Origin of the sequence: Candidatus Nitronauta litoralis (genome assembly GCA_015698285.1) — a bacterium.
Lineage (GTDB): Bacteria > Nitrospinota > Nitrospinia > Nitrospinales > Nitrospinaceae > Nitronauta > Nitronauta litoralis.
In genome coordinates this window covers 1,370,128-1,396,657 of record CP048685.1, presented here as the reverse complement: position 1 = coordinate 1,396,657, position 26,530 = coordinate 1,370,128, and the positions used below count along the sequence as shown (strand labels likewise).

26 protein-coding genes are annotated in these 26,530 nt (G+C 47.5%); 7 read left to right on the top strand and 19 right to left on the bottom strand.

What is annotated here, in order from left to right; translation table 11 throughout:
• Positions 1-111: 111 nt before the first annotated feature.
• The 4 genes from clpP (at position 112) to G3M70_06270 (ending at position 6,182) form a co-directional block, all read left to right on the top strand.
• Positions 112-762, top strand: a complete 651-nt coding sequence (gene clpP / locus G3M70_06285) for an ATP-dependent Clp endopeptidase proteolytic subunit ClpP (protein ID QPJ61517.1) — start codon at positions 112-114, stop codon at positions 760-762.
• 34 nt (positions 763-796) lie between these two features.
• Positions 797-2,044, top strand: coding sequence for an ATP-dependent Clp protease ATP-binding subunit ClpX (clpX, locus tag G3M70_06280; GenBank protein ID QPJ61516.1), 1,248 nt, complete (start codon positions 797-799; stop codon positions 2,042-2,044).
• A gap of 2 nt (positions 2,045-2,046) precedes the next feature.
• Entirely contained in the window at positions 2,047-4,461 is a 2,415-nt protein-coding gene (gene lon, locus G3M70_06275; GenBank protein ID QPJ61515.1) for an endopeptidase La, read from the top strand.
• 422 nt (positions 4,462-4,883) lie between these two features.
• The gene (locus G3M70_06270) at positions 4,884-6,182 is read left to right on the top strand and encodes a hypothetical protein (GenBank protein ID QPJ61514.1); all 1,299 of its coding nucleotides are present in this window, start codon (positions 4,884-4,886) and stop codon (positions 6,180-6,182) included.
• Positions 6,183-6,278: 96 nt separating this feature from the next.
• Here G3M70_06270 and G3M70_06265 read toward each other — a convergent pair whose 3' ends face one another.
• The 14 genes from G3M70_06265 to G3M70_06200 form a co-directional block, all read right to left on the bottom strand.
• Positions 6,279-6,650, bottom strand: coding sequence for a hypothetical protein (locus G3M70_06265; protein QPJ61513.1), 372 nt, complete (start codon positions 6,648-6,650; stop codon positions 6,279-6,281).
• A 141-nt stretch (positions 6,651-6,791) separates the two neighbouring features.
• Positions 6,792-7,502: a porin family protein gene (locus tag G3M70_06260; protein QPJ61512.1), complete on the bottom strand. Its 711-nt coding sequence runs from the start codon at positions 7,500-7,502 to the stop codon at positions 6,792-6,794.
• Between the two features lie 17 nt (positions 7,503-7,519).
• Positions 7,520-8,476 (bottom strand): curlin, encoded by a 957-nt coding sequence (locus G3M70_06255; GenBank protein ID QPJ61511.1) that lies wholly within the window; start codon positions 8,474-8,476, stop codon positions 7,520-7,522.
• A 23-nt stretch (positions 8,477-8,499) separates the two neighbouring features.
• Positions 8,500-8,919, bottom strand: a complete 420-nt coding sequence (locus G3M70_06250) for a curli production assembly protein CsgF (GenBank protein ID QPJ61510.1) — start codon at positions 8,917-8,919, stop codon at positions 8,500-8,502.
• 38 nt (positions 8,920-8,957) lie between these two features.
• Positions 8,958-9,365, bottom strand: coding sequence for a hypothetical protein (locus G3M70_06245; protein ID QPJ61509.1), 408 nt, complete (start codon positions 9,363-9,365; stop codon positions 8,958-8,960).
• A 278-nt stretch (positions 9,366-9,643) separates the two neighbouring features.
• Positions 9,644-10,336 (bottom strand): hypothetical protein, encoded by a 693-nt coding sequence (locus G3M70_06240; protein QPJ61508.1) that lies wholly within the window; start codon positions 10,334-10,336, stop codon positions 9,644-9,646.
• 18 nt (positions 10,337-10,354) lie between these two features.
• On the bottom strand, positions 10,355-11,056 hold the full coding sequence (locus G3M70_06235; GenBank protein QPJ61507.1) for a hypothetical protein: 702 nt from the start codon (positions 11,054-11,056) through the stop codon (positions 10,355-10,357).
• Between the two features lie 285 nt (positions 11,057-11,341).
• Complete coding sequence (locus tag G3M70_06230) at positions 11,342-12,610, bottom strand: hypothetical protein (GenBank protein QPJ61506.1); 1,269 nt, start codon at positions 12,608-12,610, stop codon at positions 11,342-11,344.
• 80 nt (positions 12,611-12,690) lie between these two features.
• Positions 12,691-13,917 carry a hypothetical protein gene (locus G3M70_06225; protein ID QPJ61505.1) on the bottom strand — a complete coding sequence of 409 codons (1,227 nt, stop codon included), beginning with the start codon at positions 13,915-13,917 and terminating at the stop codon, positions 12,691-12,693.
• A 121-nt stretch (positions 13,918-14,038) separates the two neighbouring features.
• Positions 14,039-15,661, bottom strand: a complete 1,623-nt coding sequence (locus G3M70_06220; protein ID QPJ61504.1) for a hypothetical protein — start codon at positions 15,659-15,661, stop codon at positions 14,039-14,041.
• A gap of 81 nt (positions 15,662-15,742) precedes the next feature.
• Positions 15,743-17,068 carry a hypothetical protein gene (locus G3M70_06215; GenBank protein ID QPJ61503.1) on the bottom strand — a complete coding sequence of 442 codons (1,326 nt, stop codon included), beginning with the start codon at positions 17,066-17,068 and terminating at the stop codon, positions 15,743-15,745.
• A gap of 88 nt (positions 17,069-17,156) precedes the next feature.
• On the bottom strand, positions 17,157-17,633 hold the full coding sequence (locus G3M70_06210) for a hypothetical protein (GenBank protein ID QPJ61502.1): 477 nt from the start codon (positions 17,631-17,633) through the stop codon (positions 17,157-17,159).
• 18 nt (positions 17,634-17,651) lie between these two features.
• Positions 17,652-18,839 (bottom strand): hypothetical protein, encoded by a 1,188-nt coding sequence (locus tag G3M70_06205; protein QPJ61501.1) that lies wholly within the window; start codon positions 18,837-18,839, stop codon positions 17,652-17,654.
• A gap of 169 nt (positions 18,840-19,008) precedes the next feature.
• Positions 19,009-19,221: a hypothetical protein gene (locus G3M70_06200; protein ID QPJ61500.1), complete on the bottom strand. Its 213-nt coding sequence runs from the start codon at positions 19,219-19,221 to the stop codon at positions 19,009-19,011.
• 436 nt (positions 19,222-19,657) lie between these two features.
• Here G3M70_06200 and G3M70_06195 point away from each other — a divergent pair, with 436 nt between their 5' ends.
• Both G3M70_06195 and G3M70_06190 read left to right on the top strand, forming a co-directional pair.
• A complete protein-coding gene (locus G3M70_06195; GenBank protein ID QPJ61499.1) occupies positions 19,658-20,608 on the top strand; it encodes a helix-turn-helix transcriptional regulator in 951 nt (316 codons plus the stop codon).
• Between the two features lie 27 nt (positions 20,609-20,635).
• A complete protein-coding gene (locus G3M70_06190; protein QPJ61498.1) occupies positions 20,636-21,472 on the top strand; it encodes an HDOD domain-containing protein in 837 nt (278 codons plus the stop codon).
• A 449-nt stretch (positions 21,473-21,921) separates the two neighbouring features.
• On the opposite strand, the gene G3M70_06185 is transcribed toward G3M70_06190, so the two are convergent.
• The 5 genes from G3M70_06185 to G3M70_06165 all read right to left on the bottom strand — a co-directional run bounded on the left by G3M70_06185 (position 21,922) and on the right by G3M70_06165 (position 26,149).
• On the bottom strand, positions 21,922-22,314 hold the full coding sequence (locus G3M70_06185) for a polymer-forming cytoskeletal protein (protein ID QPJ63726.1): 393 nt from the start codon (positions 22,312-22,314) through the stop codon (positions 21,922-21,924).
• Between the two features lie 116 nt (positions 22,315-22,430).
• On the bottom strand, positions 22,431-23,300 hold the full coding sequence (locus tag G3M70_06180) for a ParB/RepB/Spo0J family partition protein (protein ID QPJ61497.1): 870 nt from the start codon (positions 23,298-23,300) through the stop codon (positions 22,431-22,433).
• On the bottom strand, positions 23,297-24,103 hold the full coding sequence (locus tag G3M70_06175; protein ID QPJ61496.1) for a ParA family protein: 807 nt from the start codon (positions 24,101-24,103) through the stop codon (positions 23,297-23,299). The genes G3M70_06180 and G3M70_06175 overlap by 4 nt, the downstream gene beginning before the upstream one ends.
• 386 nt (positions 24,104-24,489) lie before the next feature.
• Positions 24,490-25,146, bottom strand: coding sequence for a 16S rRNA (guanine(527)-N(7))-methyltransferase RsmG (rsmG, locus tag G3M70_06170; protein ID QPJ61495.1), 657 nt, complete (start codon positions 25,144-25,146; stop codon positions 24,490-24,492).
• Between the two features lie 13 nt (positions 25,147-25,159).
• A complete protein-coding gene (locus G3M70_06165; GenBank protein ID QPJ61494.1) occupies positions 25,160-26,149 on the bottom strand; it encodes an electron transfer flavoprotein subunit alpha/FixB family protein in 990 nt (329 codons plus the stop codon).
• A gap of 201 nt (positions 26,150-26,350) precedes the next feature.
• Between G3M70_06165 and G3M70_06160 the strand changes: the two genes are divergently transcribed.
• On the top strand, positions 26,351-26,530 hold the full coding sequence (locus tag G3M70_06160; GenBank protein ID QPJ61493.1) for a hypothetical protein: 180 nt from the start codon (positions 26,351-26,353) through the stop codon (positions 26,528-26,530).

Here is a 26,530-nt window from a genome sequence, read left to right as displayed (position 1 = left end):
TATAAAGCTTATATTTAGGCTCCCCCCTGTCCACCTTTTCAGGTGGTATGTGGGGATTTTTTCTTAAGGCTGCAAGGCCACGACTTAAATCCCGGGAGATCGATTGCCTTTATGACTCAACTTCAGGAAATTCATAATCAAATCACCAACCAACTCGTTCCCATTGTGGTTGAACAAACCAGTCGTGGCGAACGTTCCTACGATATTTATTCCCGTCTGCTCAAAGACCGGATCATCTTCATCGGCAGCCAGGTGGAAGACCACATGGCCAATCTCATCATTGCCCAATTGCTGTTTCTCGAATCCGACGAGCCCGATCAGGACATCTATCTTTATGTGAACAGTCCGGGCGGCGTTGTCTCCTCTGGCCTGGCCATATACGACACAATGCAATACATCAAACCGGATGTTCAAACCATCTGCCTCGGTCAGGCAGCAAGCATGGGAGCCTTACTTCTTGCGGCGGGTGCCAAAGGCAAGCGCTATGCCCTGCCCAACTCTCGGATCATGATCCATCAGCCCTCCGGCGGTTTTCAGGGGCAGAGCACGGACATCCAGATTCAAGCTGAAGAAATCAAAAAACTGCGCGACTCTCTCGACGATATTCTGGCCAAGCACACCGGCCAGAAAAAAGAAAAAGTCCGCAAGGATACGGAACGCGACCATTTCATGACGGGTGAAGCCGCAAAAGAATACGGCCTGATCGATAACGTGATCACCAGCCGTGAGGAAGCACCCGGAACAAAGAAAGACAAGGATTAATCCATCCCCCCCCCAACTCACACTGGAGGATCTAATGGCGAAAAAAACCACTACCACAGGTAATTACCGTTGCTCGTTTTGCGGGAAAAGCCAGGAAGAGGTTAAAAAACTGATCGCCGGCCCCACCGTTTACATCTGCGACGAGTGTATTGAACTGTGCAATGAGATTATGGTGGAAGAATGGGCTCAGGAAAAAAGCCAGGACTTCAAACACCTGCTCAAGCCACACGAAATCTTCAAACATCTCGACCAGTACATCATTGGCCAGGACCGCTGCAAGAAAATCCTCTCCGTTGCTGTCCACAACCATTTCAAACGGGTCGATTCTGCTATTGAAATGGAAGATGTCGAGCTGCAGAAGAGCAACGTCCTTCTGATCGGTCCAACGGGTTCAGGTAAAACCCTGATGGCCCAGACTCTGGCGCGCATTATTGATGTCCCGTTCACGATCGTGGATGCCACCACCCTCACCGAAGCCGGGTACGTGGGTGAAGATGTGGAAAATATTATCCTGAAACTATTGCAGGCGGCGGACTACGATGTCGAAAAAGCCGAACGCGGCATCATCTATATTGATGAAGTCGACAAGATCAGCCGCAAGTCTGAAAACCCGTCCATCACTCGTGATGTTTCCGGCGAAGGTGTGCAACAAGCGCTGTTAAAGATCATCGAAGGCACCATGGCCAGCGTACCGCCACAAGGGGGACGCAAGCACCCGCATCAGGAATTCCTGCAGGTCAATACGACCAACATTCTGTTTATCTGCGGCGGTGCCTTTGTCGGCCTCGATAAAATCATCCGCAACCGCATCGGCAAAAAAACCATGGGCTTCGGGCAGGAGCTGGTCTCGACCAAATCCGATGACATGACCGAAATTTTTGAAAAGGTGCAGCCAGAGGACTTGCTTAAATACGGTTTGATTCCCGAATTCGTGGGTCGTCTTTCCGTTATGGCCACCTTACGCGAACTCGATACTGATGCCTTGTTTCAAGTGTTGACCCAACCGAAGAACGCGTTGACAAAGCAATATCGCAAGCTGTTTGAGTTTGAAAATGTAAAACTTAAGTTTACCGACGGAGCAGTTCGGGCGGTAGCGGAAAAAGCATTCACCCGCAAGACGGGTGCACGCGGACTTCGCTCTATCCTCGAAGACATCATGCTCGACATCATGTTTGATCTGCCCTCGCGCGACGATGTTGAAGAAGTGGTCATCTCGGAAGAGGTCATCAATAAACACGAACAACCGCTGGTGGTCTACGCCAACCAGAAACAGGCCAGTTAATTATGTCTGAAGAAGTCAGCCAGAAAGTCAAACTCCCCATGGTTCCCTTGAGGGACATCGTGGTTTTCCCGTTCATGGTTATTCCTCTTTTTGTAGGACGGGAAAAATCCGTCAAGGCCCTCGAAGAATCCATGGCGGAAAATAAGAATATTTTTCTGGCGACTCAAAGAAACGCCGGGCATAACGACCCGTCCCCGACAGATATATACGAAACGGGGACTATCGCCAATATCCTGCAGGTTCTTAAACTCACCGATGGAACCATGAAGGTGCTGGTTGAGGGCGTCCAACGTGCGCGCATCAATGAGTTCACCGAGAAAAGCGAATACGTTGAAGTCGAGGTGATTCGAATTGATGAAAACATCAAGGTCACTGCCGATGTCAAGGCCCTCATGCGCAGCATCGAGACCACTTTTGAGCAGTACGTCAAACTGAACCAGAAAATCCCCCTGGAGTCGGTATCTGCCGTTACCAACATCAAGGAACCGCATCAGTTTGCAGACACCATCGCTTCGTATCTTACCTTTGCCACGCAGGACAAGCAGGATCTCCTCGACACCTACAATCCGACGGATCGACTGAACAAAATCCTGAATTCGCTCAAGTCGGAAATGGAGATCCTCAAGATTGAAAAACGTGTTCACGGCCGGGTTCGCAAACAGATGGAACGGTCGCAACGTGAGTTTTATCTCAACGAGCAGTTAAAGGCGATCCAGAAGGAGCTTGGCAAGCGCGACGAATTCAAAAGCGACATCGATGAGCTGATGGCCAAGGTCAAAAAAGCCAAGATGCCGAAAGACATTCATGAAAAAACCATGAAGGAAATGCGTCGACTGGAAGCCATGCAGCCGATGTCTGCAGAAGCAACCGTTGTCCGGAACTATATCGACTGGCTGGTCGATGTGCCCTGGAAGAAACCCAAAGCCACTAAAATCGACCTAACCGAAGCCCGCAAGGTTCTTGACCAGGACCATTACGGGTTGGAAAAAGTCAAGGAACGGATTGTCGAACACTTGGCCGTAATGAAACTGGTCAAAAAGATGAAAGGCCCGATCCTTTGTCTTGTCGGACCACCCGGTGTCGGAAAAACTTCACTGGGGAAATCCATCGCCCGTGCAACGGGCCGACCTTTCGTCCGGGTATCGCTTGGTGGAGTGCGAGATGAAGCCGAAATCCGTGGACACCGGCGCACCTATATTGGAGCCCTTCCCGGAAAAATCATTCAGGGAATGAAAAAAGCCGAAGCACTCAATCCGGTTTTTCTGCTGGATGAAGTCGACAAAATGAGCATGGACTTCAGAGGAGATCCCTCGGCGGCTCTTCTGGAAGTGCTCGATCCCGAACAAAACTGTAATTTCAACGACCACTTTCTTGAAATAGATTACGATCTTTCCCAGGTTCTTTTCGTCTGTACCGCAAATGTGCTGGAAGCTATCCCGCAACCACTTAAAGACCGGATGGAAGTTATTCGCCTGCCCGGTTATACAGAGCCGGAAAAACTTTCGATTGCGGAAAAGTTTTTACTCCCGAAAAAAATCGAAGACCATGGCCTGACATCCAAGAACCTTGAGCTCAGTTCCAAAGCTCTTAAGGAAGTTATCCGAAAATACACACGAGAATCCGGTGTAAGAAACCTGGAACGCGAGATCGGAACCCTGTGCCGGAAAGTTGCCATGGAGGTGGTTAATAAAGGCAAAAAAACAACGGTCGATATTAAACCCAAACAACTTTCAAAATTTCTGGGCGTACCCAAATTCGCGGACGACCTGGAAAGAGAAGAGCCTGAAATCGGCGTTGTGACCGGGCTTGCCTGGACTGAGTTCGGAGGAGAGCTGCTCTCGATTGAGGTGGTGTTGACTCCCGGCAAAGGCCAACTGGTGCTCACCGGAAAACTGGGTGATGTGATGAAAGAATCTGCCCACGCCGCGCTCAGTTATGTTCGCAAACGCTACAAACAATTCAAATTGACCAAAGATTTTTACCAGAAGATCGACATTCATATTCACATTCCAGAAGGTGCAATACCCAAGGATGGACCTTCTGCAGGAATCACGATGGCGGTGGCACTGATCTCAGCCCTTACCGACAACCCGGCTCGTAACGATTTGACCATGACCGGTGAAGTGACCCTCACCGGGCGCGTACTGGCTATTGGTGGACTCAAGGAAAAATCGCTGGCGGCCAATCGTATCGGTATTAAAGATGTGATCATTCCGGCGGAGAATGAAAAAGATCTCCCTGAAATTCCCGAATCAATTCGAAAACAAATTAATTTTCATCCTGTAAAAAACATGGACGAGGTTATCGCCTTGTCATTCACCAAACCCTTTAAGAAACCCAAAAAGAAAACTCCTCCAAAAAAATCAGGATCCTCAAAATCTTCCGGTCGACGCCCTTCCGTTTCCCACCTGAATTGACGCAACCTTGTTTCTTTAACAGCGGCTGTAATTATTTTTGACACCCCCCCTTCATCTATTGAAATCAGGTGGGATAAGCCCCTTCCAGCACAAAGCAAAATATTTTTATTTGTCCCTCAAGCGACTTTTAAAATTTCTCCTGCCGGTATTCTCTCCAGTTGAATTATAATTTTAAAGTGACCTCCTTATGGGATGAAAGCTTTGCATAAGCGGAATGTTTTCAAACAAAGTATTCATCATTTCATGGAGTGGTAGCAACGAAGCAATTCAGTCGGGCAACCCCTGGAAGAAATAGGAAACCCTTCTGGATCTATCCTTTCGGGCCTCGAGAGTTTAAGAATTTTTCTTCCGACAGACCAACGAAAAACCGATTTACTTTTCGAGCCTGAAAGACTGTAACCATTTTTAAGACGTACTAAAAAATGAGCTTGGAATTCGCCGTATTCGATGCCGAAACCACCGGGTTTTTTCCGGAGAAAGACGATCGTCTGATTGAAGTCGCCATTCTGCGCCTGGATACCCGGGGGAAAATTCTCCGCACATTTCATACCCTCATTCATCCCGATCGAGAGCTGCCTCCATCACGAAATCGGAAATGGAATGATGAAGACTTTAAGAAGGCACCTGAATTTGGAGACATCGCCGGCGAAATGATTGATTTCCTGGCTGGAGCCGTGCTCATAAGCCACAATGTGGTGTTTGATCTTTTATTTATCAAAGAGGAATTCAACCGCCTGGGACACACACTCCCAAAATTGTCTTCCATCTGCACACTGGAACTTGCCAGAAGACTGGTACCCGAACCCAAGAGTCGTCGCTTGCCGGATGTGTGTCGTGAACTTGGCTTATCGTACGGAGGAACCCGCAGTGCCCTTGAGGAGGCAAAAGCCACCCGACTAGTGTTTTTACAAGGTCTCAAGCAACTCAAAATCCAGTCGATCAAAGATCTTGGTATCACGGGTCAACCTCCCGAAAAAAACCAATGGCCGGATATTGCCAAAAAGGGCGCAGCGTTTATTCCGGAGGCACCATTTCCCGCGGCAGATCCCCCACCAAAACAGGAAACCCCTCCTCAACATACAGAAACAATGCACAACCTTGTTGAACGGGCCGACGCAAAGCACCAGGAAACGGCAAATCTGGATCAATATCTTATTTTACTCGATCAGATACTCGAAGACCGTATCATCACCGAGGATGAAACTGAAGCACTCAACAAACTTTCGATGGAATTAAACCTGTTCAAAACAGAAATCGAAAATGCCCATAAGGCTTACATGAAAGAACTATTCATTGCGGCCTGGCGGGATGGCAAAATAACCCAGGGTGAAAAAGAGGATCTTGAAATCGTTAGAAAACTACTTTCGATTTCCTTTCAGGATTATGCGGAATTGATGCAGACCGCTAAAAAGGAAGCCCAGGCTTCTCCTGAACCTGCCGGGTTTTTAATCTCGAAGGAAAAAATTCAAGGGATGTCAGTCTGTTTTGCGGGACCGCCTCAATGCAAAGTACGCGGCATGATTCCCTCAGAGATGTTTGCCCAATCTATTGCCATGGAAAACGGTTTGACCGTTGTCTCCCAATTGACTTCTGATCTGGATTTTCTGGTTGTCCCCAACCGCGACGACAGTGAAATCGACCTGGAAGATGCCCAGGAAATGGGGGTAAGAATACTTGCCGAGCCTGTTTTCTGGAGGATGATCGGTCTGGATATTCAATAACTAATTTTTTTACTTAATTTTTCAAGCAATCAAAACTATAACATCTAATGAATTGCACAGGCTTTAATTTATCCTGCGTGGGTCTATCATGATTGATCAATCACCGTCATCTTCGTTACCGTAAAATTCTTTCAGACTCTGGTTGAGTTGATTTTTGCTGAGCACTCCATCCTCCACCAAAACTTCACCCAGCAAAAAATTGGATTCGGACTGGGAAGCCACAAGACCATCAACCTGTTCCATTGTCAGAATTTCCAATTCCAGTGCAATGAGACCAAAACTTTTATCCTTTGACTCAGTTTTTCTTTGCTCGGTAAGAATTTTGAACAGATCTTTTTTGTTGATCAATCCGGATTTCAAGGCTATTTGCCCCAAAGGTCTTTTTTGCTGGCGTTGCTGATCGAGAGCGATCACCAGAGCTTCCTCATCAACCAGACCTTTTTTTACCAGATATTCGCCAAAGAGCATTGAGCCATCTCCCAATTTATCCCCCCCGGGTAAGAATAGATTAAAGGCATTATACTGAAAAACCAGCCTCTTTAGCGATTACAGACAAAAAAAAACCACAACCCAAAGGGCTGTGGTGGAGTTGCTGTACGGAAGAAAGCGTCAGTTGATCCAGTCTTCGATATAGAACTTCAGACCTAATTCGAAATTGTGGATGTCCAAGCGGTCGAAAGCTATTGCATCAAAGTCAGGGTTTACGGCTGTTACGAAACGATAGCCTAATACAATATCCATGTCGTCTGCCACTTCCAGATTGACACCCATTTTAGCCTGAACAGCAGGGGTTACTTGAAATTGCTCACTGATTGCTGGAATGACTGGAAGGTTGCTAAAACCTTCAATCGTTACTTCGTGCAATGCCGCCCCAAGACCTACTTCCAAATAAGGAGTGATGAATGAGTCACTGCGGAAATCGTAGCCACCATTAATAAAAAATGTTTGCGTATTCCATTCCCCAGTTACAGGTTGAGCATTTCCTGTAGCAAACCCATCCGCCAAATCAAAAGCCCTGTGGCCTAACTCCACTTCATAATGCCAGTTGGAATCGTAAAGCCAGCCAAAGGCACCGGTAACGCCCCAGCCTACTTCAAAGTCAAGGCTCGCATCCCGCGCCGTTAAGATCCCACCATTAGGAAAACCAATTGCAGACTCTACATCTATTGCATCAGGGGAAACGACTTGGGCTGACAAGCTAAAATAGGGCTGACCAGAACTTCCATAATCACCAGCCTGGGCTGGAGATATAAGACAAAAAGATAGAACCAACCCTAGGGCTAGAGTAACCTTTGGAAAATTTTGTATGATTTTTTTCATAGATTTCATAATTTCACTTATCTTCGGCGCGGACCTTTGCGCTTAAATTTTTTGCCATATTTTGGATTGGAAGGATCTCTTACCGCTATGAGATTCCCTTTCTGATCGAACTCTGCTGTGACGATTGCTGATTTTTCCCGAAGATACTTTTTCATCAATTTCGCCTGAATCTTGGGATCCTTGAATTTCCAGAGACCCTCGTTCACCCCTTCCATGATGAGGCTGTAGGCTGCTTTTTCAATCGCTTCCAGAACGGCCATCTGTGGTGGTTCATTGGTTGTAAACCCAGCTTCAACTTCCAAGAGTTCCTGGAAACCGACGAACTTGAAAACACCGGCATCCATTCCCATGGAAAATATCGTTTTATTGGTGGTGACCGATTTTAATACCAGACCCTTTTTGACCGAAATGGCTCGCAGGTATATGGTGACCATATCCCGCTGGTATTTGGTATTCGCACCAATTCCAAGGTAACGTGCGCCAAGACCGCCGGTTATCAAATTGCTTTCATAAGCAATGATACCGCCTTCCAACATGATGGGAGCAAAGAGAAGGGGCGGTAACTTTTGAACTCTGGCACCCTTCGTTTTAGCGTCGTATTCTTTACGGGTCTGCCGGATTATTTTACGTTCGTTGAGTAGATTCGGCAGGGATTCGCGTTCCAGAACAGTGAACCATTTGCCATCGCCCGCATCCTGCAGGGCTTTGATGAGCATGGAGGTTGCACCCTGAGTAACCGCTGTCGACCAACCTGTAGTCCCGGTCCCCGGCTTGTACTGGCCGGTCTGGTCCCGGAACTTGTAGACCACGACAATGATGGGTTGCGCCGGCTCGGGAAGGGCTCTCAGTTCAAGATGAGATTGTGTTTTGTAACCCAGTTGCGCCTTGGCAGATTTGACAGGCTGGATTTTGTGACTGCACCCACCAAGAAGTAATAAAGAACCCAGAATGGAAGCGGTAATTAGTTTTAACATCAATGAGTTTCCAGTCATTAAATTCAAGGAACAATAGGAATTGTAATGTTTGTTGTTTCGCCTGTAATTAAATTGGTCACTGTAACAACGGTTGCACCACCCGATTGAGATACCACAATTGTATTTACCCCAGTAGAAAATTCACCCGTATTGATACTCCCATCCTCTGCAATAATGTCGGATGTTAATGCACGGGAAAGTCTACTAAGAATGGTTCGGTCCAGCCTTTCTACAAAATCTGCTGCCGAATCGCGTGCATCACGGGGCGGGGCTTCAAAACCATTCTGTTGTCCAGCATTGCTTAATAAGTAGGCTCCATTGAAAGGACTTCCGCCAAAGTTCGGATTAACTGGAGTGTAAACAATTTCTCCTGCCCAAACCTGTGTGCTGAAAAAACCTACAGCCAGCATTCCCAAAATTGTCTTTTGTATTGTTCTTTTCATCCTGCGACTCCCGTTATTCAACGGATTTATTTCTTCTATTAAGGCGCTCCGTCCAGTTCATTGCTGGTGAAGAGTCTTTTTACCAGTATGTATCGTGTTCTTTGTACTGCCAGCTTGGCAGCTTCTTCAATTGCATCGGTCCGTGGATTTAGTCTTTGAAAATAAATCTGTTTTTCGTTAATCGAAATTTTGATGAAACTACCACGCGCCCGATCCGGCTGCTCCGCAATATGAATGGTGTACTCTACCCCTTTTACAGCTCGCCAGTTGATGGTGAAAAAATCGTAAAAGTCGTGCCCGCCTTTTGTCTTGGTCTCGTCCAGAATAAGGCCGGTAATTCCCAACCCTTCATCACTGGCCATCTGCCCGTGGGCTGTTGAAGCGAAAATCAGGACCAGTGCCAACCCTGGTAAGAGCAACCAATTAAAGGTTGAGGACTTTTTCATTTTATTCATCCACAAAACCTGGGCTCAACAGGATTTTTAACACCGATCTATCGCCGGTAAAGCATTAGGCAGTGCGCTCCATCATATTTTCAATTACAATTTCTGTCAACATGAAAAACCGCAAAACCTTTGAAATTTATTGACCTACAAACACGCTTAGGGTCAAAAAAAACAGGACGAAGGGGACCTTTTCCCTCATCGGCCTGTTTTATTAAAAATCCACTTATTTTCTGATTCCAACTCTGAATTTTCCTGTTTTCAGGAAGAGGAGTCGGGAATTATCTTTCCTGACCCTGAGTTTCCAGTGCCTGTTGATTAATGAGGGTTGTGTTGAAGCTACCGTGTTGTTCTGCAGTGGCGAAATTCTTGACGTCCGACCGGTCTCCTCCATTACAACAAACAGTCTGGTTGATCTCGATAGAGTTTCCGGCACCACCGGTCTGGGCGGCAATAGCGGTATCTTCGTTTTTAAACTGGTTGATCACCACAGTATTGGGGTTTTCACTGGTACCCGTTCCCGTCTGGTCCACCTCTGCATTATTGGTGTCATACTGGTTCACAGTCGATTGGTTATATTTCCCGCGCTGGGTAACATCCGCAGTATTGCCGCTGGAGTATGCCCGACCAAGGTTGTTGGTGTTCGCGTCCTGATTGATGGTTGACGTGTTGTGGTTTCCCCCCTGATCCACCATCGCCGTGTTGCCGGTTTCCTGGTTGATCGTGGAAATATTATGTTCGCCAGCCTGTTTGACGGTCGATTTATTGGCGAAATCAATCTGATTGATGGTCGAGGTCAGGTGGTTGCCGTTTTGAGTGACCTTGCCATCCTGATTATCCCCACTCTGATTAATCGTCGAAACATTGTGGTCGCCAGTGCTTTCAGATTCAGCAATGTTATCCGCGAAGACCGGAGTCGAACAAAAACCGATTAAAGCTGTTCCCGCTAATGCTTTTAAAATCGTTTGTTTCATTTTTCTGGTCCTCCTGGTTTATCGTTTACCGGTCGGTTTTCCGGCCTGATCAATCCTGGACCTGTTTCCTCTACCGGACTGAAACACCGTTGCTGTGTTTTGGGAAGTGCCATCGCCACCATCCTGGAAAATTTCAGATTCGTTTAATTCTCCAAATTGTTCGACACTGGCAGAATTGTTTGGGCCTTGCTGAACTACCATCGAAACATTGTCGATGCCATCCTGGAAAACCGTTACCTGGCGAAAACCGTGCTGGCGTCGGCCGGTGGGTATGCCTTCGGCTTGCACCACTGTCGAAAGATTTCCATCACCCATCTGCACAACGTTTGCCTCGTTGTCATCAGCCAAATCGACACTGCCCTGCTGAACATCCGATTCGTTTCCGGCACCTGTTTGTTCGACATCTGCGGTGTTGTTCGGACCGTTTTGTTCAACCCTGGACTGGTTGTCATCACCGGTCTGTGCCACGTTAGCACTGCGCGGCCCGTGTTGCCTTATTCCAGTACTTTTACCCTGCCCGACTTCTGAACTATTCCTATCACCAGACTGGACAATTAAAGCTTCACTCGCACCGGTAACATCATCACCAGCCTGATCAATCGTTGAAAGGTTTCCATCTCCTGTAGTTCTGGAGTCCGCGATGTTGTCCGCGACAGCCGGGGTAGAAAAAAAACCTATCAGGGCTGCACTGAAGCACGCTTTTAAAAACAATTGGCTCATGGAATCCACCTTCATTTGTTCCGACCCGTTCCTGAACATCAGTTCACCACCCCGGGTCCGGTAAAACTTAAATTTAGAAACCCCAGGCCCTGGAGAAAACTCCAGGAGCCCGGGGCTAAATGGCCTTGAAAGCATGGCCTACCATGCTGCCCAACCTGGGGGAGTGTGCGACAACATGATATTTTTACTAGAACCCTCATGCCCCTGGAATGACTTGGGGATACGACGTTGATTCGCTTAAATTTTGGCCGTCTCCGCATGGACATAAAGCTCCTGATTTTCGAACTAGAACAATCCGCCACCCGGAGGAGGGCTGTCCCTCAACTGGATGATGGTGGTTGAGTTGTTGTTGCCAGCCTGCAGAGCGTCAGCAAAGTTGTTGGCACCCGTTGGAGGCGTGCTGGAACAACATTGTTCCTGCTCAACCACGATGCTGTTGCCTTCGCCGATGAGCTGGGTTGCAGTGGCAGTATCCCCATCGTTGAACTGGCTGATATCAACCGTATTGGGGTTAACATCCGTACCCACACCACTCTGGTCTACAAACGCAGTGTTATTGTCATCCTGGGAAACGTTGGCTACGTTCCATTCACCGGACTGGTTGACGTTAGCTGCATTGCCAATAGAAGGTGCGTTGCCGATATTGCCGTCCTGCAGAATGGTAGATGAGTTGGCAAAACCGGACTGGTCAACCAAAGCACTGTTGTCTGTCTGTTGCCGAACGAGGGAACTATTCAACGTTCCACTCTGGCTGACATTGGCTCCGTTGTTATCACCAAACTGTTCAACGGTAGAACCATTTGCCTGGCCACTCTGGTTGACACTGGCCTGGTTCAAGTCGCCACTCTGGTCAACAGTGGAAATATTCAAGTCACCACTCTGGTCAACATCCGCGGTGTTGTCATCGCCAGATTGCTGAACGTCAGAACCGTTGAAATCAAATCCAACAAAGCCGATCTGATCTACAGTTGCAGAGTTGCCATCACCAGTCTGGTTGATGTTGGATTCATTGAAATCATCCTGACGAACGATTGCATCGTTGTCATTACCCGACTGATCAATGGTGGAAATGTTGGCGTAGTTGACTGGATCCGGGTTACCAAGCTGACCGACAAATGCCGTGTTGCCATCACCACTCTGGTCTACATCAGAGCTGTTGGCAATTTCCTGAATAACGGTTGCATCGTTTTCGTTACCGGACTGGTTGATCGTTGAGGTGTCGGTTGAAAACTGGAGGACATTGGCGTTATTTCCACCACCGCCGCCTTGCTCTTCTTCATTACCATTCCCACTTTGGACAACCACGGAGACACTGTCGTTATCCAACTGCTGAACCGTTGCAGTGTTATCAAAAGCGCTCTGGTCAACATCGGAATCATTATTATCACCGTTCTGAGTAACATCGGCATTATGACCGTCACCACTCTGGTCGATGGTGGAGGCATTGCCCGTACCCGTTGTGTTGGACGTGGCGTTGTTGTCGGCTAAAGCTGGGCCGCTCAAAAACGCCAGGGCCACCAGAACGGCCAGGGCTTTCAGGGTTTTCCTAGACATGATTCGTTTCTCCAATTTTACCTTTTATGGTTAACCGGTCTCCGGGGCTTAAAAGCCCCGGAGAAACGGGATTACACTACTTAGTTCTGGTTAATCGTGGTCGTGTTGAACGCACCCGTCTGGATTGCAGTTGCGTTGTTGAAAGTGCCACAACCGCCGACAACACAAGCCTGGTCCTGAGTGATGGTGATCACGTTGCCTTCGCCGCCATGCTGCTCGGCATTGGCCACATCGTCGTCATCAATCTGAGTGACGGTAACGGTGTTCGGATCAGCAGCCGTACCCAAACCGGTCTGCAGGACATTTGCTGTGTTGAAATCATCCTGAGAAACGGTCGCTACGTTCCAGTCGCCGCTCTGGTCAATCGTAGCGTCATTGTCAACTGAAATGCCGATCGGAAGGATGCCGTTATCCTGGTTGACAGTTGCGATGTTGTCATCACCAGACTGCGTAACTGATGCCGTATTGTCACGAGATTCATATTGACCACCAAGTTGATTCACATCAGAGCTGTTGCGTTCACCGCTCTGATTAACAGTCGCCGTGTTGCGCAAATCCTGATCAACCGTAGAAACGTTGTCAATACCGGACTGGGTCACATCTGCAACGTTTTCATCAGCAAGCTGATTAATAACTGAATCGTTATTATCACCAGTCTGATCAACAGTCGCGTCATTCAGGTTGCCTTCCTGGTTAACCAGGGAGGTGTTCAGGTGACCGGTCTGGGAAACGTTTGCTGTGTTGTCATCACCAGACTGCTGAACATCAGAATCGTTGTCGTCAAAACCCTGAGCAATGATCTGGCTGACGTTGGCGGTGTTGCCATCGCCGGACTGATCAATGTTAGAAATGTTGCGGTCATCCTGGTCAACTGTCGCGCTGTTCCCGCTACCGGACTGGTTGATGGTAGAAATGTTCTGGGTGTTCTCAGGAGCAGTAGGATTGCCAATCTGGTTAACATCAGCAATGTTGTCATCACCAGACTGATCAACTGTAGACTCGTTCAGGTCATCCTGGTCAACGGTAGCAACGTTGCCCACACCACTCTGATTTACATCAGAATCGTTTTCACCCTGGCTCTGGTTTACAGTTGCGGTGTTGTCCAGGTTGGACTGGTCAACATCCGAAGTGTTGTCGTCACCATTCTGATCTACATCAGCTGTCTGACCATCACCGGACTGGGTGATGTTAGAGGTATTGTCGTTACCCGTTGTGGTTGAAGTCGCGTTATTGTCCGCCATTGCCGTTCCATTCAGAAACGCCAACAAGGATAAGATTGCCAGTGCTTTCAAAGTTTTTTTAGCCATTTTTAAATTTTCCTTTATATTTCAAAATTCAAGTTTGTAAAAATTTTGACCCCAAATACTGCTAAACACCCGATTGTTTCCCCGGGGAAAACCCCGGGGAAACGGATGCTTTACCGTGTAACTAAGGAAGCTGCGTGATGGTCGTCGTATTGAACGTACCGGTCTGAATCGCAGTCGCAAAGTTATTAGCGCCAAATGGAGCTACATTGGAATTACAACAAGCTTCCTGATTGATGGTGATTGCATTGCCTTCGCCGCCATGTTGCTCGGCCTCAGCAAAATCGCCATCGTTGAACTGAGTGATATCAACCGTGTTCGGATCGCCAGCCGTTCCTAAACCGGTCTGCAATACCGATGCGGTGTTGAAATCGTCCTGGGTAACAGTCGCAACGTTCCAATCTCCAGATTGCTCTACAGTTGCAGTGTTATCCACAGACTTTCCGTTTGGAATTACACCGTTCTGGTTAACAGTAGAAACGTTATCGTTACCAGACTGCGTGACATATGCTTCATTGGAATCAGACTCGAAAGGATCATGATGCTGATTCACGTCAGAAAGGTTCCGGTCGCCAGACTGAGTTACTTCCGCCGTGTTGGAATCGCCCTGGTCAACATTGGAAACGTTCTCAGTACCAGACTGAATAACAATGGCATCATTCCCAAAACGCTGAACGATGTTGGACTCGTTGAGGTTACCGTTCTGAGTCACATCGGCGATGTTGCCGTCACCGATCTGCAGGATGTCCGACGTGTTGGTGTCGGTTCCACTAAATCCGGTCTGATCAACAGTTGCCAGGTTCAGGTCACCCTGCTGCTCAATGGTGGACTCGTTGTTATCATCCTGATCAACAACCGCGGTGTTCAAGTCACCAGACTGAGTGATGGTGGACTCATTGCCAACATTGGTGCCAACAGCGTTGCCAATCTGATTTACATCAGCGGTATTGTCATCGCCAGACTGATCAACGGTGGACTGGTTTCCACGATCCTGATCAACAAAAGCTTCGTTGTCGTTACCGGACTGGAAAACTTCAGAGAAGTCCAGATCGTTAACCTGATTTACAATGGCGTTGTTACCGTTACCACTCTGATCAACATCAGATGTGTTGTTAGATGTGGTCTGGGTCACTTCTGCATTGTTGCTATCACCAGACTGATCGATGGTTGACTCATGATCCTCACCGTCCTGATCAACATTCGCTGTGTTGACATTGCCGGACTGGTTAACATCTGAATCATTCTCGTCACCATCCTGATCCACGGTGGCCTGGTTTTCAGCACCACTTTGATCGACTGTAGACAAGTTATCCGCGCCAGCCTGAACAACATCGGCTGTATTAAGGTCACCACTCTGATTTACATCAGAGATCTGACCATCACCCGATTGCGTAACATTAGCGAGGTTTGAATCACCCGACTGTTCGACATTGGAATCCTGATTCGTGTCATCCTGATCAACATTTGCGGTATTACCAGCACCAGACTGGTTAGCAGTTGATAGGTTGTCATCGCCATCCTGATCAATATCAGCCGTGTTATCTGCATCTGACTGCTGTACATCAGAATCGTTGTTATCACCATTCTGATCCACATCAGCTGTCTGACCATCACCGGACTGGGTGATAGCCGAATTGTTATTGGAACCCGTGGTCGTGGACGTGGCGTTGTTGGCGGCAAATGCAGAGCCGTTCATAAACGCCATTACCACTAGTACCGTAAGGGCTCTCAAAACTTTCTTTGACATTGTTTTGTCTCCAAACTTCGAAACTCAATATTAGTAAACTGAATTCCCGGGGCCCCAAGGCCCCGGAAAGCCAGATTCAAACTACGGGAGTTGCGTAATGGTGGTCGTGTTGAAAGAACCACTCTGAATCGCAGTCGCAAAGTTGTTGGCGCCAGCATTTTCGGAACAACAAGCTTCCTGGTTGATGGTGATGGTGTTGCCTTCACCAATGTGCTGTTCTGCATCCGCTACATCACCACCGTTGTGCTGGGTAATGGTCACGGTGTTCGGATCGACAGCTGTACCCAAACCGGTCTGCAGTACAGTCGCGGAGTTGTCATCGTCCTGAGATACGGTTGCCACATTGTAGTCACCGCTCTGGTCGATTAGAGCCGTGTTATCGAAAGAGTTCAGGTTGGTTTGAACTGAACCGTTGTTCTGGTTAACAGTCGCCTGGTTGAAATCACCGCTCTGATCGATGTCGGCGGTGTTGCCTTTAGAACCACCAAAATCGGTAGGATCAAACTGGTTAACAGTCGCCTGGTTGTCGTTACCGCTCTGGTCAATAGAAGCAGAGTTTCCACCGGAACCGTCAAAAGTAGCCACTGCATCGTTCTGGTTTACGTCCGCGTTGTTGCGGTCACCAGACTGGTTAACAGTCGCGTCGTTCAGCTCGTCCTGCTCAACATTGGAAACGTTGTCGTCACCGGTCTGGGAAACATCAGCCAGGTTCTCATCACCATACTGGTTAACAATTGAATCGTTGTTGTCACCTTCCTGAGTAACGTTCGCGTCATTCAGGTCACCTTCCTGGTTAACAAGGGAGGTGTTATTGTGACCGGTCTGAGAAACGTTTGCTACGTTGTCATCACCAGACTGCTGAACATCAGAATCGTTGTCGTCAAAACCCTGAGCAATGATCTGGCTGACGTTGGCGGTGTTGCCATCGCCGGACTGATCAATGTTAGAAATGTTGCGGTCATCCTGGTCAACTGTCGCGCTGTTCCCGCTACCGGACTGGTTGATGGTAGAAATGTTCTGGGTGTTCTCAGGAGCAGTAGGATTGCCAATCTGGTTAACATCAGCAATGTTGTCATCACCAGACTGATCAACTGTAGACTCGTTCAGGTCATCCTGGTCAACGGTAGCAACGTTGCCCACACCACTCTGATTTACATCAGAATCGTTTTCACCCTGGCTCTGGTTTACAGTTGCGGTGTTGTCCAGGTTGGACTGGTCAACATCCGAAGTGTTGTCGTCACCATTCTGATCTACATCAGCTGTCTGACCATCACCGGACTGGGTGATGTTAGAGGTATTGTCGTTACCCGTTGTGGTTGAAGTCGCGTTATTGTCCGCCATTGCCGTTCCATTCAGAAACGCCAACAAGGATAAAATCGCGAGGGCTTTGAGAGTTTTCTTAGCCATTTTGAATTCTCCAAAATTATTGTGATTAATAAAAACTTAAAAAAAAGAAACAAAAACACTTAAAAAAAACTAATCGAGATCCAGTCTTTTACTTTTTTGATTCGGACTGGGTAATGACCATGTTTTTTCCGCTTCCGGACTGGGTCACGGTGCGGGAATGCCCATCCCCAATCTGGGTGTGAGCAATTACATTGTCCTCGCCCTCCTGAATGGAGAGTGCGAGGTTGTCCCTGCCTTGCTGTGTTTGAACTACTGAGTTGTGTTCTCCGGTCTGGTCAACGAGAGCGACGTTGTCCCCGCCCTCCTGTTCCTGAACAACGCTGTTGTTGTCACCTTCCTGCCGGATTATGGCAATTTGTGAATCGCCGGAATTTTTATCTGCGGACTTTTGCGCTTTATTTTTCTTTTGAATAATTGTCGCCTTGTTATTACTTCCGCTTTGCTTAACTTCCGTCACTCCGCCACCGCTCTGCTTGACCACAACACGATTGCCAGCTTCGGCACCGGATTGAGCCAGCGATAAAGCAGCTGCTGTAGCGAGAGTAATATTTCGTAAACGTTTCATCTTCAGTTACCCCGTTCTTTACTGCTGATGAATAAAGAAGGTCTGATTGCCCGTCTGAGTTACCGCGATCGTTTTGGGCGAACCTTCCTGGATAATTTCAGCATTATTGTTATTTCCGGTCTGTTCGATGGAGGCGTTGTGCCCGTTGCCCGTCTGCAGAATGGAAGCCAGGTTGTTGAAACCGTCCTGGATGATGCTGGCGATGTTGCCGATACCAATCTGCTCGATCAGCCCTTCATTTCGGAATCCGTCCTGAGTGATACTTGCCATATTGTCGCTACCGGTCTGCGAGATGATGGCCTCGTTAAATGTACCGTCCTGCATGATGGAGGCATTGTTGTTGCTACCGTCCTGGGTGATCTCAGCGGTATTGTTGACCCCCAGGGTTTCGATGAGCGAAATGTTATCGATTCCACCTTCCTGCACCACGGTGGCTGTGTTCATCGAACCATCCTGGCTTACAGTGGCTTCGTTATCATCCGAGAGCTGGGTAATGAATATTTCGTTCTGGAAATCTACCTGAGTGATTGTGGCGAGATTGTTATTACCCGTCTGAACCACGGTGGCTTCGTTGCGGCTGCCGGATGTCTGGCTGGATTCAACCCGGTTGTTGTCTCCGGTCTGGGTAACTTCGATGGACATGTTTTCATCAACCTGCTCAATTAAGGCATGGTTGGAAAATCCATTCTGCTCAAGAGTAGCCTCATTGAGCATTCCATCCTGATTGACTTCAGCAAAGTTATCGTCGCCAACCTGGGAGATATCGGCTGTGTTGGCTGCGAGATTGCCGAGAAAACCACCCTCACCGCCGCCACCACCGGGTGCCAGCGGATCAAGAATCAACAGATCCTCAAGTACGCCCTGGTCCCCTTCTTCCAGTTCGTTGACCTGGTTTACAAAGGCCTGGTTACCCGAACCATCCTGTTCCACTGTGGCCTCATTGAAACTACCCTGCTGATCAATCTCTGTGTTATTTCCAGTCCCACCCTGTTGTGTGATGACCCCAAAGTTCATAGCGCCATTTTGAAAAACAGTGGCGTTGTTTTCGACAACCTCTTGCGCAATTGCGGTAGGCATTGCAATGAATGGCAAAGCCAGACAAAAGGCCTGTGAAAGGATCACGTTGAATGACATTGCCAGAGCGGCAATTTTTTTCACTCGACTGTGGGGTTTAGTTTGCTGGGATAAATCCTTTTGGATTTTCATGGGCTCTATAAATTTTTGTATGCGTGAATAAAAAAACCGGGACCACGAAAAAAACGCATTGCGTTTCTTTCGCGGCCCCGGCTTTTGTCGCTCTATACCGACCTCTTGCCCTCTTGGACCTGTCTCGATTTTAATGTGGTAATTCTTTTAAAAAACTTTCATTCCGATTCTAAAATGCAACTCCAACTTCAAATGCATCGGTTAAATATCGAAGGTTGTTCAATTCAACGCGGGTTTTGCAGAACTTGCAGGTACCAAAGGTGACCCCCGTTTCAGGATCAGACTCAAGAACACTACAGTTTTTAGTTACAAACAATCCTTCAGCATTCAGGAATTGTATTTTTCGTTTACACGTGTTGCATTTGACGGTTTGGTTGTCCATATACATTCCTAAAATATCGGTATGATTCGGTAGACCCGAAAAAGGTTGACCGGAACCCTAGTTTTCTATTAAGAACGGTGCCATTATATTTACAATCACAACTTACCCACAATACCCCAAACGGGGTATTTTGTTCGAGATTGAAATTTTAAATATTAAACTAATAAATGCCGAAACCATTGATTTAATTAAGGTTAATATAATTAACCAAAATAGTAAAAAACCATGATTTTGGCCCACTTAGCCGCAATATTTCGTAATTCCGAATTGAGTCTTCATCCAAATAAAACTGCCTGAAAATTGGTTTTTTTAAACTGTAAATTACTATTTTAGATATAATTTACCAGTCGGCCTTGCTTTTACATAATTTTGCGGCAGGTCCCCTACCCCAAAAGGGGATAAAGGGACATTTTAATATTTTAGTTGAGGAATTCTTTTGGCCAAACCAGCTTTAATTTCCATGAATCTTCCTGCTTTGCAAAAATTTGTTAAAGCCCTCTCTACATGCAATACCCGTAAGGCTTATGAAGAAACATTAAAAGAGTTTTCTTCTCCTCTTCTTGAGTTATCAGAAATCTCCACCATTGATGGATTTGAAATCCTGAGAAAAAAGGGTTCAAAAGAGAAAGGATCGTCTTTATCCAAATTGTCCGACGACCTGGAAAAACTTGCGCAGACGATTCAGGGTATTCTGGTTGCAGATCCGGGAAAACCTGATGAGAGTGAAAGCTCCGTCCTTTGGCTTCAGCGTTGTATTTCTCTTTTCCTGGTAAAAAAATATTTCCAGGTTGAATTACTGGAAGAAGCCCGGAAGTTTCAGGTGGCCCTTGAAATTCTGGTTGAGCCCGGCCTTGGGTTTGCCCTTGTCGACATGGACATGCAAATCAATTATTGCAATGCGGTCATGCGCGAGGAATTCGAAATAAAAAATGGTGGAGCCCTGCCTGAAGCTCTCAACCGTCTGGTAAAGAAAAAACCGACGCCCAAAGTGCAAGCCAGTCCCCTTGATGACGTTTCACGGATTACCACCGATTATAATTTCTTTAACTGGAACAACAAAAACTATCGGGTGACCGTGCGTTTACTGAATGGTGAAACCACACAGAGTTTTCAACCTTTCTGGGCTATCACCACACAACCCGCTCTTGACGCTTTCAGCCGGACGAACCGGTTGGCACAAAAAGTCGGTTTGTCCTGGCGCGAGGTCGAAATTTGCAGCCTGCTCCACGATGGACTCGACCCCAACGAGGTATCAAATCGGTTATTCATCAGCAAACACACGGTCAAAACCTATCTGAAGAGGATATACCGCAAATGCGGGGTTCACTCCCGGGCCCAGTTAATCGCGCTACTCAACCAATATTCCGGAAGTAAATACGTTGTCTAATCCTTGAAATAAGATATCCTTGGTACCATGAAATTCAATCTTGATACTATTCCCAACGGCCTGCTGGGTTCTCCGCTTCATATCTACTGTGAACTTCAAAAGGTGATGCATCACCCAGACACCAGTTTCCAGGAACTGGATGCCATCATTCGCATCGACTCCTCTCTTACAGCCCGGCTCTTGCGAGTTGTGAACAGCCCCTACTATGGCTTCAAGTCAAAAGTGGAAACCATCACCCATGCATTGTCCATTGTAGGCATGGACCAACTCATGGAACTGGTGGTGGCAACCAGTATTCTCGGAAAATTCCGCGGTATCCCTAATGAACTGTTCAACATGAACCTGTTCTGGCGTCACAGTGTAGCCGTTGGCCTGGCTAGTCGTACGATTGCCGAAATAAAAAAAGAAGACAAGGCCGAACGGTATTATGTTGCCGGGCTATTGCACGATCTCGGTCGACTCGTTCTGTGCCTTTCCGTACCAGACCAGTCCCTTAAAATATTTGAAGAACACGCACAGGGTGAAAAACCCATGACGTTTTACGAGGAGGAGCACCTCAATTGCAGCCACGCCCAGGTTGGGGCTGCCCTGTTCAAACGCTGGAACCTTCCGGAATTTTTACAGGCTGTTGTGGGAGGGCATCACGATCCGTTTCGCAACCCGAAGTGGGAGACCCAGGCTTCCATTATTCACTTCGCTGATTTCCTGGCTTATGAAATGGGCCTTGGCGGAAGTGGTGAGATGCATCCCCCCGTCCTGGATCCCAGGGCTAAAAACCTTCTCAAACTGGATGAGAAAGCTTTGAAAAAAGTCTGGGAAGAAATGAACAACAAACTGGAAGACACCCTCGCCGCCTTTATATAGGGCTTTTCATAACATAAGTGAAATATTTTGGAACAAAGTGTCCGTCTTTGCGAGGAGCCTTTGTGACGAACCAATTCAGCCTGGCAACACCCGCAGGAAACTGGAAAAAACCTCCGGATCTACCTCCTCGGGACACTAAACCTTAGGGAAAATACCTGGGCCGAGCTTCCCCTGGTCGCTCGCGGTGGCGGTTTTTTGCAACGGTTGTTATCAAACCAACAATATAGAGCGTTTCATTTCCCTGAAATCAATTTCTACTTCACCTGAAAGCTCATCAATTTTTCATTCGGAGCACTTCGACAATCTCAGGATAAACTCTAGAGGTGAATCAATGCAGAAATCTGGTCCAGATGCGAAAACCAGGCGGGATCTAAAAGGAAAACCTTATTTCTACGTCTGAAATTTATTCCTGGTTTTGTAAATCTCGCTCCAACAAATTGTAGACTTCGTCAAAGCATCTCGGCGGCGTTTTTTTCTTCCTGCACCAGTTGTAACGTCTTCTTGCCGTTCTTGGTCATATCGCATTGACCATCAAACACGGCTCCCAGCTCAACATACAATTGGGGGGCGATCACGTTGCCAACGACTTCACTATCTTTATGGATTTCCACTTTTTCTTTTGCCTGAACAGTTCCACGGATCTTGCCTTTGCAAACCACAATCCCTGCTTCAACATCAGCTTCCAACACACCCTTTTCGCCAACAATCAGTGTGTCATCGGTCCTCACCTTGCCCTTGAAACTTCCATCAATACGGACAGTACCGTTAAAAGAAAGCGAACCATCAAAAGAGGTGTCTTCGCCCATATAGGCTTTGATCTGGTCGTTCTTTCCCTGCTTCATCGCTTCCCCCCCCGAATTAAACATCGCGTGTACTCCATTAGGATATTTTTCAGCCTTTCATGCGCAAGTAAAAATATCGGACTGCTCCCATACGTTACGGCGCGTGCCACCCCTTTTTAAGTGTCGCTCTTCAGAATGATATCACGAATTCTGGTCAAGTCATCATTGGAATAATAGGCCACAATCACCTTTCCACCCTTGCCAGAAGTTTTAATATCCACCTTGGTTCCGAGTGCCCGGCCCAGTTGTTTTTCAAGATCCTCGACAAAAATATCCCGCTTGCCTTCCTTGAGTTTAGAACTACCCGTTGTGGTTTTTTTGTCGTGTGGAGACCAGGCTTCGGCTTGCCGTACACTCAAACCCTTTTCCACTATCGCCGATCGAAGTGCTTCCTGAGCCTTCTCCGATTCCTGACTCAATATCGCGCGGGCATGGCCAAAGCTTAATCGATTGGCCCGCAAATCCTCCTGTATCGCGCGCGGCAGTTTCAACAAACGCATATGGTTCGCCACGCTCACCCGACTCCTCCCCACCTTTACCGCGATGGCATCCTGCGTCAACCCAAACTCCTGTGCCAGTCGTTGAAATGCCTCTGCTTCTTCCATCGGGTTGAGATCCTGCCGGTGGATGTTCTCGATCAAAGCCATCTGCAGACGCTGCGTGCTGGTGACTTCCCGCACCACTGCAGGAATGGATTTGAGTCCCGCCTTCTGCGATGCACGCCAACGCCGTTCCCCACAAATTATTTCGTATTTATTTTTTGCGCCCATTTGGACTACTATTGGCTGCACCACTCCGTTTTCCCGGATAGACGCCGTCAGCGCCTCCAGGGCTTCAGAATCAAAATGCTTGCGCGGTTGCAGCGATCCGGGCTCCACTTCTTCCAGTGGCAATTCTGCCGGACCTTCTTTTTCATCAGGGGGTTCATCCAGATCAAAATCCGGGATCAGGGCATTGAGCCCTTTACCCAACGGCTTGCGGGTCATACCGTTCCTCCTTGCTGTTCGTTCATGGCAGCATCCGATTTTTTATTGCGAGCGATGATTTCCTTTGCCAGCCCTATATAGGCATCGGCACCTTTGCTGCGTCCGTCATAAAGCACTACCGGCTTGCCGTGACTCGGCGCTTCGCTCAAACGCACATTGCGTGGAATGTACGTGTCCAGAAGATAATCCTTGAAATACTCTTTCACCTGGTCCCGCACCTGAGACGCGAGGCTGGTGCGTCCGTCAAACATGGTGAGCAATATGCCCTCAACCGAAAGCTCCGGATTCACCGAATGCTTGACACCTTTCAATGTTTTTAATAAATGGCTGAGTCCCTGCAGGGAGTAATATTCGCACTGCATGGGGATGAGCACACTGCGCGAGGCCGCCAGCGCGTTCAGGGTCAACAGACCCAGCGAAGGGGGGCAATCGATAAAGATGTATTCAAATTTTTCGCCCGAATGGGCTAAACTATTTTTGAGGCGTTTCTCACGCTGCTGGTGGTTGACCAGCTCAATTTCTGCCCCGGCCAGGTCGACTGTTGCGGGTACCACCTTCAGGTTTTCGATTTCTGTCGGGTGACACACCTGTTCAAGTTCAGCAGAACCGAGTAATAGGTCATAAATACCCATCTGGCCGGGTTGAACATCCACCCCAAGACCACTGGTTGCATTGGATTGGGGATCCATATCGATGAGCAACACAGACCGCCCCGCCAGGGCAACACAGGCCGATAAGTTTACCGAAGTGGTGGTTTTTCCCACCCCTCCCTTTTGATTGGCAATGCTGATTATTTTTGGCATGGTGAGTATCTTTTGTGAGGACAATTAAAAATACCATATTCATCCCACCGGAACAACGAACATTTAAAGGCTAATTTTTATAAAGACATATGAAAAAGGTGGCTTACATAAAAGAATTTTGTAGGTTGAGCGTATATTCAAGTGTTCCACGTGGAACAAAAGGAGCCCTTTGCATAACTCTAAAATCAAAAATCAAGGCGGGATTCTTCGCGGAGTTTATCCTGAGCAAATATGGAGGACTTTGAATGACTGTTCTTTGATTTTATGTATCACATTCAAGAACCCGAATAGCGGTTCTTGAACAGGAGGCCTTGTCCTTTTCAAGCCGAAGTGCGGTTTTCATCCCAAAAGCACTTATGAAAAGACCTCGAGCAAAAGGAGGACTGCTACTTATTTGAATGCTTTTTATAACATTCCAGGAGAAGTGGATTGGAATTGAAATCTTCTACGTCAATAGCATCAATTCGGCTGTACTCCGGGTGGGGCGAATCTTTACTGGCTTCTTCTAAAGTGCGTATCAAAATGACTCGACCTTCTGACTGCAAAATTCCCGATGCCATTTCCAGGCAGGTCTTTGTATCGGCTACGGCCCGAAACAGAGCAGTGTCAATTTGAAAAGGCGTTTCGCCGACATCCTCAACTTTTGAATCCATTACCACGGTATTCTCCAAGCTCAGTTCACGCACCACCTGCTTTAAGAAATTGGCTCTCTTCCGACGGGATTCTACCAGCAACATGGGAATGGCTGGCCAAATGATTTTTAAAGGTACTCCCGGCAGCCCAGCGCCGCTTCCAATATCAACAATTCCCTGGGGATTCCCAAGCGCCTTCAAAAATTGAAAACTGACAAAAAAATGGTTCCTTATATATAGAGCCATTTCCTTTTCAGCGGTCAGGCTTATCTTCCGATTCCATTTGTCCCAGAGACGTGCAAACGTCCCTAGCCTGGGAATAACAATTTGGAGATCATATTTTGTTAGAAATTGCAGACGGGGATCCGTCAGGAGAGATTCAATAAAATATTCTGGAGAGGATTGTTCCACGTGGAACACCTGGTCAATTCTGGGTTATTTTGCGGATTTCCTCGGTCAGGACGGGGACTATTTCCAAAGCATCTCCCACAATACCGTAGTCTGCGACATCATAAATGGGGGCATCTCCATCTTTATTGATTGCCACAATACATTGAGAGGAAGACATTCCCGCCAGGTGCTGAACAGCTCCGGAAATTCCACAGGCTATATAAAGATTTGGGGAAACGGTCCGGCCTGTCTGTCCCACCTGGTTGGAATAAGGCCGCCAGCCTTCATCCACTACCGGACGACTGGCCCCAACTGCTCCTTGAACAAGGTCGGCAAGATCCTCGAGCATCTTGAAATTCTCCGGTCCCTGCATACCCATTCCGCCGGAAACCACAACCTGGGCCTCGGTTATATCCCGGCGACCTCCCTCTACTTTCCTTTCGGTAAGTTTCAATCTAGCTGTAGATTCCGACAACTCAACTGACTCCTGCTTTACCTCCGGAGAACTGGCTACCTGTACCTCTCCACGAAATTGGTTGGGTCGGATAGTAATAAAATAGGGTGGAGGGGAATCAAAAGTAAGCGTGGAAATTGCCTTCCCGGAGTAGGTTGATCGCCTGACAGCAATCCTTCCGGAATCATAACTAATTTGATTACAATCAGTTATGCATCCAGAATTCAAAGAGGTGGCTAGTGCCGGCATGAGCTCTTTGCCGTGGTTGGTGGCCCCCATCAAAACACAAAATGGCGGAGCTTGAGAAATTAAAGGTGTCAAGACTTCCCTATATGCGAGTGGACTGTAGTCCTCCAGGCCTGCGTTGGTCAATATTCGAACTTGATCCACTCCGGAATTTTCCAGAGATTTGTTAATGGCATCAGGTTCAGCACACAGAACCACTCCCACCACCTGGCCACCTGTCTGCTCTGCCAGATTGCGTGCAGCATTCAACGCTTCCAATGAAACGCCTTTTATATCCGCCCCAGTACGCTCAATGATCACCCAGACATCTTTTTTTTCACTCATTTCCCAATCCTGATTTAAACTTTATTCAAAAACCGATTAACTCCAAGTTATTGAAAGGGCAAACACCCTCTCCAGACCCGGAGCATACCGAATGGCGTAAAAAGGGTCAAGCCAGACAAAACAAATCAAATGGCCTATTGACAACTTATTGTCATTTTGTTATTTTATTACCATATTGATTATCGCTTGACGGAGAGCATCATGCCTGACGAAACAACCTCTGAATCACACCTCATAAAAATTGCTTTCCCGCAAACAGGTATACGTCCCATCCTGTTTGCCAATGCGGCGTTCTCCTTTTTCTCGGGATCCACCATGCTTCTGGTGCAAACCTGGCCACTGATCACATCCAATAAAACCCTTTCACTGATTAACGGTTAA

Excerpts from the sequence above, each read along its gene's own strand:
- G3M70_06160 (QPJ61493.1), top strand. The coding sequence starts at position 26,351 with ATGCCTGACGAAACAACCTCTGAATCACACCTCATAAAAATTGCTTTC.
- G3M70_06165 (QPJ61494.1), bottom strand. The coding sequence starts at position 26,149 with ATGAGTGAAAAAAAAGATGTCTGGGTGATCATTGAGCGTACTGGGGCG.
- G3M70_06180 (QPJ61497.1), bottom strand. The coding sequence starts at position 23,300 with ATGACCCGCAAGCCGTTGGGTAAAGGGCTCAATGCCCTGATCCCGGAT.
- G3M70_06240 (QPJ61508.1), bottom strand. The coding sequence starts at position 10,336 with ATGAAACAAACGATTTTAAAAGCATTAGCGGGAACAGCTTTAATCGGT.
- G3M70_06205 (QPJ61501.1), bottom strand. The coding sequence starts at position 18,839 with ATGAAAATCCAAAAGGATTTATCCCAGCAAACTAAACCCCACAGTCGA.
- G3M70_06215 (QPJ61503.1), bottom strand. The coding sequence starts at position 17,068 with ATGGCTAAGAAAACTCTCAAAGCCCTCGCGATTTTATCCTTGTTGGCG.
- G3M70_06190 (QPJ61498.1), top strand. The coding sequence starts at position 20,636 with ATGAAATTCAATCTTGATACTATTCCCAACGGCCTGCTGGGTTCTCCG.
- G3M70_06235 (QPJ61507.1), bottom strand. The coding sequence starts at position 11,056 with ATGAGCCAATTGTTTTTAAAAGCGTGCTTCAGTGCAGCCCTGATAGGT.
- G3M70_06255 (QPJ61511.1), bottom strand. The coding sequence starts at position 8,476 with ATGTTAAAACTAATTACCGCTTCCATTCTGGGTTCTTTATTACTTCTT.
- G3M70_06250 (QPJ61510.1), bottom strand. The coding sequence starts at position 8,919 with ATGAAAAGAACAATACAAAAGACAATTTTGGGAATGCTGGCTGTAGGT.
- G3M70_06230 (QPJ61506.1), bottom strand. The coding sequence starts at position 12,610 with ATGTCTAGGAAAACCCTGAAAGCCCTGGCCGTTCTGGTGGCCCTGGCG.
- clpX (QPJ61516.1), top strand. The coding sequence starts at position 797 with ATGGCGAAAAAAACCACTACCACAGGTAATTACCGTTGCTCGTTTTGC.
- clpP (QPJ61517.1), top strand. The coding sequence starts at position 112 with ATGACTCAACTTCAGGAAATTCATAATCAAATCACCAACCAACTCGTT.
- lon (QPJ61515.1), top strand. The coding sequence starts at position 2,047 with ATGTCTGAAGAAGTCAGCCAGAAAGTCAAACTCCCCATGGTTCCCTTG.
- G3M70_06185 (QPJ63726.1), bottom strand. The coding sequence starts at position 22,314 with ATGAAGCAGGGAAAGAACGACCAGATCAAAGCCTATATGGGCGAAGAC.
- G3M70_06260 (QPJ61512.1), bottom strand. The coding sequence starts at position 7,502 with ATGAAAAAAATCATACAAAATTTTCCAAAGGTTACTCTAGCCCTAGGG.
- G3M70_06270 (QPJ61514.1), top strand. The coding sequence starts at position 4,884 with ATGAGCTTGGAATTCGCCGTATTCGATGCCGAAACCACCGGGTTTTTT.
- G3M70_06175 (QPJ61496.1), bottom strand. The coding sequence starts at position 24,103 with ATGCCAAAAATAATCAGCATTGCCAATCAAAAGGGAGGGGTGGGAAAA.
- G3M70_06265 (QPJ61513.1), bottom strand. The coding sequence starts at position 6,650 with ATGCTCTTTGGCGAATATCTGGTAAAAAAAGGTCTGGTTGATGAGGAA.
- G3M70_06220 (QPJ61504.1), bottom strand. The coding sequence starts at position 15,661 with ATGTCAAAGAAAGTTTTGAGAGCCCTTACGGTACTAGTGGTAATGGCG.
- G3M70_06210 (QPJ61502.1), bottom strand. The coding sequence starts at position 17,633 with ATGAAACGTTTACGAAATATTACTCTCGCTACAGCAGCTGCTTTATCG.
- G3M70_06245 (QPJ61509.1), bottom strand. The coding sequence starts at position 9,365 with ATGAAAAAGTCCTCAACCTTTAATTGGTTGCTCTTACCAGGGTTGGCA.
- G3M70_06225 (QPJ61505.1), bottom strand. The coding sequence starts at position 13,917 with ATGGCTAAAAAAACTTTGAAAGCACTGGCAATCTTATCCTTGTTGGCG.
- G3M70_06200 (QPJ61500.1), bottom strand. The coding sequence starts at position 19,221 with ATGGACAACCAAACCGTCAAATGCAACACGTGTAAACGAAAAATACAA.